General features: G+C 60.4%; 2 protein-coding genes. Both read right to left on the bottom strand.

Annotation, left to right across the window (positions count from 1 at the left end):
- The coding region (locus L0H65_RS19170) for a DUF2339 domain-containing protein (RefSeq protein ID WP_301460787.1) at window positions 1-1,320 on the bottom strand (1,320 nt) is incomplete at its 3' end.
- 109 nt (window positions 1,321-1,429) lie between these two features.
- A partial coding sequence (locus tag L0H65_RS19175) for a DUF1523 family protein (protein ID WP_301460788.1) occupies window positions 1,430-1,914 on the bottom strand: 485 nt, incomplete at its 5' end.

Consider the following 1,914-nt stretch of genomic DNA (forward strand, 5'->3'; position numbering starts at 1 on the left):
ATAGCCCAACCCCTCCAGCGCAATGGCGACAAGAAAGCCGACACCGGGAATCAGCGCGTGGTCATAAAGGGCGGTGGCTTGCCGCGCCCACACGACTGTCGCGACCAGCAGGAAAATCAGCGTAACAAACGAGAGCCAGATTACACCCGCGCTGTTGGCATCCACCACGATGCAAACCGCCGCGACCGTCGTAGCAAGTGTGGCACCAAAGCTGAGCCGGGTCGGAAACTCCGGCCGGTATCTGCCTTTGCTCAGCAGCATGTCCAGAACCGCCGCGCCGGCGTGATGCGGCGTCAAATTGCGTTCCGGGATGATAAAGGCCGCAAGGGTGATGATCAGGCCGGCGGTAAGGAAATGCAAATCTGCACTGGTGATCAGGTACAAAAGCCATGTTGCGGCGATAGGCGCAACCAGCCCCAGCACCGAAATCCATGCCCAGCGTTTCACGGTGTCGATGCCCAGCGCGACGATGGCGATCATCGCGAAACCGTATTGCATCGCCCATGCGCTGTCAGAACTGCCGCCGGTCAGGAATGGTGCGACACAGGCGCCTATTATGCCGATGGCCGCAAGGAACGGCCCGTGGAACCAGCCCAGGACCAGCGCCAAGGCAGAAACAGCCATCAGCCCAATGAGCAACGCCGTCGCCCCGATCAGACCGTAAAGTGCAGCCGCCGAAAAGACCGCAGCATAAAGCACAACAATACCCGCGCCGGACAGGGTGGAGGGTAGATATTTCGTTGCTCCTTCGTCATCGCTCGCCCGACGACGGATATATTCCCCTGCACCAATCAGCGCCGCGCCAAAGCCCGAAGCCCCCATGACGCGCCAGAACGGCGTCAGCAAGCCATGCTCCACCCCGTATTGCACCATGAAAACGCCCGCCATCACAAGGGACGCAGCCGCAATCGCCAGCACCCAGTTTTCACGCAGCCATCGGGTCAACCTGTCGATCAGGTCCGGCTTGAAAACAAAAGCCTTCGGCGGCTCCGCCGAACTTTCGGCAGAGGGCAGCGCGACCTGCGCGACGGCTTCCGCAGGCGAATGATCGTCTTGCCGATCCGGCAAATGCGGTGACCGCCTCTGTGTATCCTGCGCCGCGACGGTGTGCGCCACCACGCCGGTTGCATGGGGTAGGCCATCCGTTGCCGACCCGTCCAGCAACCGCGCCAGATCGGCCCGGTTGCGAAGGACAATCTGTTCCAGATCGCGCATCTTGGCTTTCAGCCCGAGATGCGAAAACAGCAGGAAAGGAACTGCAACGAGCAACGCCACAGCCGCCAGCGCGACAAGGGTCAGAATTCCGAATATATCATCCATACCCTGCCCCACACTCCGCAACACGCACCAAAAACCCAATCGCGCCGATTGCCCGGCAGGCTATCGCCAAGCATCCCATCCGACAATAGGGGTCAGCTAGATGCCCCGCTCAGCGACGCGGCTTGCCGGTCCAGGTCGCAATCCACGCCCTGAACCGCGCCCACAAGCTGTCGGCTTTGGCGTCCACCTCATCAAACCGGTCGCCGATGCTTTCCAGCGTCGGGTCAATCGTGCGTTCCCGAAATTGCGCCCACATCCGCCACAACAACAGCAGGATGCCCAGCACAACGACAAGGAAAATCACATTGAACCAGGGGAAAATGCTGACATCCGGCCCCGCCACTTGCTTCACTGCAACCGCATTCGGGTAGATCGTGAAAAACTCGTTGCGCCAGCCGTAATGGGTGACGGATACCCAAACCGGTTTCTCCTTGCCCGAAATCAACGCCTGCGCTTCGGCCTGCAAGTTGGAGCTGTCGAGCTTGAAATAAGGCGGCCAGCCCCAGCCGGTATCCTCATTGCGATAAACGATCACCTTGCCATTGGGGCGTTCGGCATTGATGAAACGCACATCGCGGTTGGAGCCTGCTGCCG

Origin of the sequence: Pseudorhodobacter sp. (assembly GCF_030452865.1) — a bacterium.
In the GTDB taxonomy this organism is placed as follows: domain Bacteria; phylum Pseudomonadota; class Alphaproteobacteria; order Rhodobacterales; family Rhodobacteraceae; genus Pseudorhodobacter.